Raw genomic sequence first — 8,648 nt, 5'->3', positions numbered from 1 at the left:
TAGTTTAAAATCGATTTTTTAGTTTTATTAAAGCGACAGAATTGAGCGCAACAGTGGTAAATCGGAAGTGCGTTATGTTCCGTAACAGTGATAAATCGGAAGAATAGAGTGAGATCTTTTTTTAGAAATTTTTGCGGTACAGCAATGGTTGCCAACGTGTTTGTGTATGATTAGTGGCGTGTTTAAGCACCTAATTTAGCAAATAAAAACCGAATAGAAAATCCGCGAGGATTTTCGTAAGCAAGCTCAAACTAGCCATTAATTATACACAGTGTTGCCTACCGTTTTTTTTTTAATCAGATTATTAATTTTAAAATCAAATTCCAATGTTAATTATACCTTTTTCAATTAATATCAATATTATTCCAATAGCCAACGGGATTAATATTTGCCACCAAAATTTTTCTATAAATGAAATTATTGCGTTTTGTTGTTTTTCGTTTGTTTTAGGTTGGATATTCTGTTTTATTTCGGTTTTCTTATTTTTTAAAAAATCCGCTTGATTAAATTGCCCAATCGTTGAATTACTAAAATCATTGTTTATGAAATCAGAACTTTGTTTAAAATTAGAGAAAGAAGTGAAATCCCAACCTTTATTGGTTAATCTAAAAGCAGATTTTCCGCAACGTTCAATAAGTCCGAAGTCTTTTTCTAAAGGATATATTACTTTTTCAGCTATATTATTGTCAGGTAAAAGATGTTTTAAGTCAGTCGCAGGAATTAATTTTGACTTTTTAGATTTTTTAAAGAAATCAATTACTTTTTCGGCAAGCTCTTTATCTTCTGGATTCATTTCAGCGTATGAGTGAGTTCAAATGGTTGGCAACGTTTATGTATAAGAATAGTTGCGGGTTTGTATGCGAGGATTTTCCGAAGGAAAATCAGACGTTACAAACACGCAACGACCTTTGATTAAGCACTGATGTAGCAATTATTTTTATACGGTGTTACCAAATGTTATTTTTCAATTTTTCGATATTTATATCCGTATGGATTATGTCCGACAGAAAATCCATTATCACTAAAATCAGTTAATTCCCAGTTCAGTTCTTTGTCAGAAATCAGCAGTGGTTGGACGGGAAATAGGTTTATTTGAATTTCTTTATCTGTTTTACTATCCAATTTTAAATCGATAACTTCATATCCTGGAAAACTGATTCTATATATTTCAATTGAGCTATTTTTCGCAATTTTTATATTTTGTGTTATTTCATCGATACGAAAATATTTTGAATCAGATAATCTCATTATGTATATTGGGATTTCAAATCCGTTTTCGTCTTTTATTTCAAACTTGAATTCAGTTTCTTTTTCAGATTCCGTTGCGTTTTCTTTTATCACAATTCCGCTTTTTAGAATCTGTTCTTTTTTGTCAAATGTCAATTTCAAATTACTATCTATTAGCTCATAAACTCCGCTACCTAAATATGAAACACCTAAACATCCGGATACTTCGTACTCAAATCGATTATTGTCTTTAAAATCAATGCAAGTAGCATCGCCTTCTCCAAAAGTTAAACAATACTTGCCAATTAATTTTTCTTGTGAGAAACTCACAATTGAAATCAAAAATATAATTGTTCGCAGAATTGTTTTCATAATGTTTGGTAACGGTCTTGTATATGAAAAGTAGCGGATTTTACGCACTAATTTTTCGGTTAAACACAGACCTTAAATTTATAAAATTCATTTCGATTTAGCACTTAAACCGCTATTTTTTATATACGTTGTTAGCTGCTGCCTTTTTTCGATTTCTTATTCAGATTCAATTTTTAGAGAGGTCATTGATAACGAACCACCGACTGCTTTGTCGTTGAATAATGTTATTTTTTCATTTTCTTCTTTTAATGCCAATGTATAAAGTAAAGGCAGATAATGTTCAGGTGTCGGAATAGCCAAATCGAAGGCTTTTCCTTGTGATTTAAAGTCAATAAGTTTTTGATGGTCTCCACTTAAAATGTGGCTTTTCATTTTTTCGTTTGCCTCTATTGCCCAATCATAAGCATATTGTTCGTTTAATTTTTTCCAAGCTACCATACGTAGATTATGGACTATATTTCCACTTCCAATAATCAAAACTCCTTTCTGGCGAAGGCTACTAATTTCTTTAGCTAATTCGTAATGATATTTTGCTGGTTGCGAATAATCAATGCTCATTTGTATTACTGGAATATCGGCATTTGGATATAGATGTTTGATTACGCTCCACGCTCCGTGGTCAAGTCCCCATTTATCATCTAATCCAACTTCTGTTTTGGTTATAATACTTTTGGTTTCTTGTGCAAGTTCTGGGCTTCCTTTTGCTGGATATTGAACATCAAATAATGCTTGTGGAAAACCACCAAAATCGTGAATGGTTGGCGGATTTTGCATTGCAGTAACAAACGTACCTTTTGTTTCCCAATGTGCAGAAATACAAAGGATAGCATTTGGTCGTGCCAATTCTTTACCCAATTTTCTGAATTCCGTAACAAATTCGTTTTCTTCAATGGCATTCATTGGGCTTCCGTGACCAAGAAATAACACAGGCATTTTGCCTGTGTTACTCATTGTTGAAGTCATTTTGTTTAAATCTTTTAAATTCATACTTCTACTTATTAGTGGCAATAACGCCAATGATTTTATAAATCGTTTTCTATCCATTTCATAATAAATTATGAAACTTGCTTTATAAATTGAACCTCTGCGTAAATTTTAATTTCATTTGCAACCATAACGCCTCCTGCTTCCAAGGCAGCATTCCAATTGAGTCCAAAGTCTTTACGGTTCAGTTTGCCATTTATGGAAAAGCCTGCTTTTTCGTTTCCGTAAGGGTCTTTCATAAAACCTCCAAACTCGGTATCTAACGTGATTTCTTTAGTGGTTCCTTTAATTGTAAGGTCGCCTACTAATTTGAATTCATCATCATCTACTTTTTTGATTGAAGTGCTTACAAATGTAATTACTGGATATTTTTCTACTTCAAAGAAGTCAGGACTTTTTAGGTGCGTGTCTCTATCGTTATTGTTGGTTGATATAGAACTTGCATCAATGTTTGCCGAAATTGTAGAGTTTGTAAAATCTTCGCCATCAATGTTAGCTTGAAAAGTTCTAAATTCTCCTTTTACGTTAGAAATCATTAAGTGTTTTACTTTAAAAGTGATTTCGCTGTGTGTTGGGTCAATTGCCCATTTTGTTGTTTTCATTTTTATTAAGTTTTAATTCTTTTATAAATAATTTTAAAAAATATTACTGCTTGGCAAACTGTAAGTTGACTACTATGGTTACATCTTTTCCAATGCCAACAGCTGTTGGGTCATAATCAATATTATAATCAATCCTATTGATGATTGTTTCAGCTTTCATACCTAACTTTTCCCCTTTGTCGCTCTTGGCAATTCCTCCAAAATTTACATCAAAAATCACATCTTTCGCAACATCCTTGATAGTGAGCTTACCATATAGTAAATAATGGTCTGGTTTACCTGTTGCTAAAATTTTATTACTCTTAAAAGTCATATTAGGGTACTTTTCAACTTCAAAAAAATCAGCACTTCTTAAGTGATTGTCTCTATTTTCTACGTCGGTGTTTATACTTTTTACATCAACAGTAAAATCGAAACTTGCATCGTTAAGAGCTTCTCCGTTTTTAGTTAAGTTTCCTGCGTATTCTAAAAACTTCCCGTTTACAAGACTAATTCCAGAGTGGGAAATATTAAAATTTAAGGACGAATGGTAAGGGTCTACTTTCCATTGGGTCTGTGCGTATGAACCTATAGTTATAAAGGTCATTGCTAATAAATACATTACTTTTTTCATAATCATTAAATTTAAATTCTATTGAATTGTTATTTGATTACAAAATTAGCAACAATGCTTATGTTTTGAATAACACTATTCGGTAGTTGAGTTGTAAATTTAGGAAGTGAGCCTTTTTTGCATATCGTCCCTAAATTCAGTTGGCGATTGTCCAGCCTTCTTTTTGAACACATTAGAGAAGTATGAGTTTTCGTTATACCCCAACTCGTAGGCAATTTCAGAAATAGTTTTTTCGGTGGAAATCAATAGGTTTTTTGCTTCAATCAATTTACGGGTTTCGATTATTTCAGAAACACTTTGCTCTAAAATATTTTGGCAAATTAGATTCAAATTTCTTGATGACATAAATAGTTTTTCTGCATAGAATTCCACGCCAACTGGTCTTCGATAATTTTCTTCAAGAATGTTCAGAAAATTTCCGAACGATATATGCTGTGTTTTTTGCAAAGGCTCGTTTTGTGGTTCTAACTTTTTTCTTTCGGCTTCTATCATAGTGAACAGAACACTTAATAGTTGTCTTATTATGGAAAGGTCAGTTGTTTCTTGTTGTGTTTCTGAATACATCATCTCACAAAGTGTAACCAATCTTTGAAAACAATACCCTTTTTCAAATTTTATGTTAGCTTGGTCGTGATAGAGAGAGTATAGTTGAAATGTAGTCTCGGGAATAAATTCGCTCTTGAAACGAATTCCCCAAATGTCGCATTTCCCGTTATAAATTCTTGGTATTAGTCGGTGCGCCTTTCCTTTGGTGACGAAACTCACAAAAGGTGCTTGAATTTTGGTAGTATTAAAATCAATGAAATGTTCCAACTCACCGTTTATTCCAATCAATAATTCTTCAAAGTCGTGATTGTGAGGTTCGTCAGGTTGTGCGGAAATTCTTTTTGCATCTGCTCCGTCAACTTTGAATATGTGGAAAAGTCTATTCATTTAATAGGATGCTCGTTGGTTTGTTCAGGTTGCAGCTAACGTTTTTGTATATGGTTTGTTGCGTGTTTTAAGCGACTAGTTTAGTGAATAATTACAGACCAAGAAAGTCCGCGAGGACTTTCGTAAGTAGGCGAGAACCAAGCAATAAATTATATACGGTGTTGTGGTGCGTATTTTATTTTAAATTAGAAATCCTTCTCTCCGTAGTTCACTTTTTTCTTGTTCGTTAAAATTCTTTCTAATTAATTCCATTCTTGTTTTGTTTTCCTTTTTTTGTCTTATCCAATGGTATATATTTCCAACTATAGATTCAGGTAAGAACCAATTACCTTTTGGATTAATCGACTTGTCATAACGAAATGATTTCCATTCTTCCGTTCTGTCTTTTTGTCGAGTTCTAATTCTTCCTAATGGACGTTCTTCGTCAAATACTAAATACCAAGCATCAACTATGTCTTGTTGTATTTCATCTGGAAGTTCATCAATTCTATCTCTTAAAGCACTATTAAACCTGTTTTGAAAATTAGCTTTATTTGGATTTTCTCTTTCCATAAGGTCATTAATAAATCTTGTAGCAGTATCTATTGGTGTCCTGCTCTTAGAAGATAAATCGAGAATTTCATTTATTCTCTCCATTGTATCTAATTTCTTTCCTGATTTATTAGCTTTTTTAATTGCTTGAATCCAAGTTCCAAGACGCACACCTCTGTATTCGTATCGTTGGCTAAGTCCGATGTTTTCTCCTTCGTCAACTGCTTCTTGTAACAACTTTAGTTTAGTGCTGTCTTTCCACTCTTGCCATAATTTATGTGCATCACCGAAATAGAAATGCTCTTTTTTGAGTAGTTCTGCGTGTTCAGGTGGTAGTATTTTATTTTTGAAGTATATCTTTTGTTTTAGATACCAGTTATATAAGGATGGATTTTTATAATCTCTTTGAACAACCACACTATATTTATCTCCTTTGTCCTTGTTTTCTTTCTTAAACTCCTTAAATAAATCGAAAAAGTCAGGCCAAGAATTTAAATAATCTTGAGTTATCGCTGGAATATATTCAGAATCATAATTGTTTGAAGATGGTTTTGATTCAATTTTGCCTAAAGAACCTTTATCAAATTTCAGTTTCTTTCTTTTAGCAAAAGCTATTTTATTTGACTTTAAAAATTCGTGCTCTGCATTTGTCTTCGATTCGGGCCATATAAAACCTGAATCTTCTAAGTCTTTTAAAACTTCTTGTGTTAGTTTCTGTACATTTTTATCCGTACCATTCAATATAGTATCAAAATATTCTTCAAATTGTCTAACTAATTTTTTTCCTTGCTGATTAGTCTTTGAGAATTCAAAAAATGTAGATGCTTCTATATTATCAAATAGTCCAAAACTTGTCAAGTTTGAAGAGCCTGTAATAAATCGATAATTATGCTTGCCTTGGAAAAAATAGATTTTTGGATGAAACATTATTTGGTCTTCTGTGCAGAAAATCCAAGTTTCAATATTATTGTCGATTAAAAACTGAAGAGCTTCTCTCGAAGTTCCTTTTGGTACAATTCCAAGATAGAACTTTAAAGACTTAAATTGTTTTGAAGCTTCAAGTAATTCTTTCTTTATTCTGTTAATCCCTGACATTTTCGTAAATGCAGAGAACCCAACAAAAGAGTAGTAATCGTCATTTTTAAAGGAATCAATCATATAGTGTCCAACCGTGTTGGTATGGTCTTTATGAAGTCCGTGACCTAAAAATTCTACTCGCATTTCGTTTTTTTTATATGCACCACAACGTTTGGTATATGAGCTGTGGCGTGTTTCGGCACAGACCTTTCCTGATAAAAACTGGCTTTGGAAAATCCGCAGGATTTTCCAAGTGAGGACTGACCAAGCCATAGCTTATATATTGTGTTGTGGTGCGTTTTTATTCCCACTTTCTTCTTTATGTCCCCTGTTTTTCAAAATACCGATTGTTATTATATAAATCAGTACAATTGCGAATGGTATAGCAATAAATCTATATTCGGGTAATAAATACCAAAGTGCAAGAACTATTGTCGTTCTGAAAGTTGCGTGGAAAATTCCAACCCAATGATTAATTATCCAAGAAAATGGCAACCACATTAATCCTGTCAAAATTCCGACTGTCATAGGCAATGAAGAATAATCTATAATAAAAAATGGAATTGCAATAGAATAAGCTAAAAGTGCTTGTCCAACCGTAAAAAAGAAAAGCTTGTCAAATTCGTTTTTTTGTTTTGTTTTGTCGAGGAAATCCTCGCCTGTATATTTTGAAATAAACATAGCTAAATATACAATACTACCTGTTCCAATAAAAATTGACCAAACTGCTATAAAATCAGAGAAAAATATTCCAACAAACCCTATAATTGTCCAAACTATTAGTCCAGCTAAAGGTGTAGCGAGAAATTTTTGATTTGAAAATTCAATTCGTTGTTCTTCGAGAGTTCTTTTATTCATTAGTTAATTCGGTCAGTTTATCTTGTTATATTTCTCAAGTATTATTATTAAAATTACTTTATTTTCTAAAATTTTAATGCTATTACGAATTTTTCTTAAATGCACCACAACGGTTTTGTGTATGAAAAGTGCGTGTTTGTGTCAGAGGATTTTCGGAACGAAAATCGGAAGAAAGCAAACACGCACTTTCCTTTTGATTAAGCACTAAAATAAGCATTTTTTATACACAGTGTTGTGTGCAGGCTTTTTTATAGGTCTAATTCGTCCGTAACAATTTTTTCAAGTTCATTTTGTTTAAATTCAAACCATAGTTTCCTGAAATCAGAGTTTTCGATTGAATACTTGAAATTTTGAAATGGCTTTTTATTTTGTAAAGTTTTCTCTAAATCCGATTTCAATTGATTTTCGGGCATTTGGTTAACAAATCGTTCCATAATTTTAAACGACTCAAAACTTTCTAGAACCTCAATTTTTATATAATCAGATTCGTTTTTAGATATTTTTTGTAAATCCGCTTTAAAGGCTTCTTGAAATTCTTCTTCGTCCGCAATCTGTGAGAAATTCGGAATACTTATAATTTCATCGGTTTTAGAATTGAAATAGGAGTCTAATCCGCAATTCAGATTCTGGGCTATTTCTTTAATTATTTTCGACTTGGAATCATCCATTTCAAATCAGTTTTTAAATCGTATAACGGGCTTTTTTTAGCTTGCTCACAACGTTTATGTATAAGGATAGTTGCGGGTTTGTATGCGAGGATTTTCCGAAGGAAAATCAGATGCAGGCAAACACGCAATTGCCTTTGTTTTAGCACTAAACCGCAATTATTTTTATACGGTGTTGCCATTAGTTTTTTATCCGTATTGTTTCAAATAATGTTCCGCTTTTTTTCTTTCCATATTTGTTTTCCACGTTCATTTCAATTCGGATCGTATTTTCTTTTTCAGTCAGTTTTGTATTATATTTAAATCCGCCGTTGCTTTGTTTTAAAGTATCTGCATTTATTTTTTGTCCGTCAACAATACTGTCAAATTTCACGAAATAGCTTTTGCTTGGGTTATATCCAACTACTAAAAGTTCAATATTAAAATCCGAATCTTGTTCGTAAGTGTTTTTCGGATTGTAAATGTCCCGAAATGAGATACTGTCAAATACATATTTATTATTTATTTCCGCTACAATCTTTTTCAAACTATCGTTTTCCGCACGCAAAGTTTCTATTTCCGTAATCTTATTTTCCGTTTGATTAATATCTGTACAGCTAGAAATTAATAAAGTCAGAAGTAAAATTATTATCGATTTGTTCATTTTTTTAAATTAATGGCAACGTTGTTGTATATGGTTTGTTGCGTGTTTTAAGCAACTAATTTAGTAAATAATTACGGACAAAGAAAGTCCGCGAGGACTTTCGCAAGTAGGCAAGAAGCCAGCAATAAATTATATACGGTGTT

General features: G+C 32.2%; 10 protein-coding genes. All 10 read right to left on the bottom strand.

The window, feature by feature from the left end; all coding sequences use genetic code 11:
- Positions 1–316: 316 nt before the first annotated feature.
- Complete coding sequence (locus tag ES675_RS16080) at positions 317–793, bottom strand: hypothetical protein (protein ID WP_066256927.1); 477 nt, start codon at positions 791–793, stop codon at positions 317–319.
- Positions 794–957: 164 nt separating this feature from the next.
- Positions 958–1,599 (bottom strand): hypothetical protein, encoded by a 642-nt coding sequence (locus tag ES675_RS16075; RefSeq protein WP_066256930.1) that lies wholly within the window; start codon positions 1,597–1,599, stop codon positions 958–960.
- 156 nt (positions 1,600–1,755) lie between these two features.
- A complete protein-coding gene (gene ygiD, locus ES675_RS16070; RefSeq protein WP_066256950.1) occupies positions 1,756–2,586 on the bottom strand; it encodes a 4,5-DOPA-extradiol-dioxygenase in 831 nt (276 codons plus the stop codon).
- Positions 2,587–2,654: 68 nt separating this feature from the next.
- Positions 2,655–3,185, bottom strand: a complete 531-nt coding sequence (locus tag ES675_RS16065; RefSeq protein WP_066256932.1) for a YceI family protein — start codon at positions 3,183–3,185, stop codon at positions 2,655–2,657.
- Positions 3,186–3,228: 43 nt separating this feature from the next.
- Complete coding sequence (locus tag ES675_RS16060; protein ID WP_066256952.1) at positions 3,229–3,798, bottom strand: YceI family protein; 570 nt, start codon at positions 3,796–3,798, stop codon at positions 3,229–3,231.
- Positions 3,799–3,897: 99 nt separating this feature from the next.
- Entirely contained in the window at positions 3,898–4,731 is an 834-nt protein-coding gene (locus ES675_RS16055; RefSeq protein ID WP_066256934.1) for a helix-turn-helix transcriptional regulator, read from the bottom strand.
- Between the two features lie 180 nt (positions 4,732–4,911).
- The gene (locus tag ES675_RS16050) at positions 4,912–6,612 is read right to left on the bottom strand and encodes a phospholipase D-like domain-containing protein (RefSeq protein WP_148367564.1); all 1,701 of its coding nucleotides are present in this window, start codon (positions 6,610–6,612) and stop codon (positions 4,912–4,914) included.
- 3 nt (positions 6,613–6,615) lie between these two features.
- Entirely contained in the window at positions 6,616–7,197 is a 582-nt protein-coding gene (locus ES675_RS16045) for a DUF7010 family protein (protein ID WP_066256942.1), read from the bottom strand.
- 248 nt (positions 7,198–7,445) lie between these two features.
- Positions 7,446–7,865, bottom strand: a complete 420-nt coding sequence (locus tag ES675_RS16040) for a UPF0158 family protein (RefSeq protein ID WP_066256947.1) — start codon at positions 7,863–7,865, stop codon at positions 7,446–7,448.
- A 178-nt stretch (positions 7,866–8,043) separates the two neighbouring features.
- On the bottom strand, positions 8,044–8,505 hold the full coding sequence (locus ES675_RS16035) for a hypothetical protein (protein ID WP_231931337.1): 462 nt from the start codon (positions 8,503–8,505) through the stop codon (positions 8,044–8,046).
- Positions 8,506–8,648 lie beyond the last annotated feature (143 nt).

It is taken from the genome of Algorimicrobium algoritergicola (assembly GCF_008086165.1).
In the GTDB taxonomy this organism is placed as follows: domain Bacteria; phylum Bacteroidota; class Bacteroidia; order Flavobacteriales; family Flavobacteriaceae; genus Algorimicrobium; species Algorimicrobium algoritergicola.
Note: the sequence above shows the minus strand (reverse complement) of the source record. Positions and strands in the feature narration are given on the sequence as shown.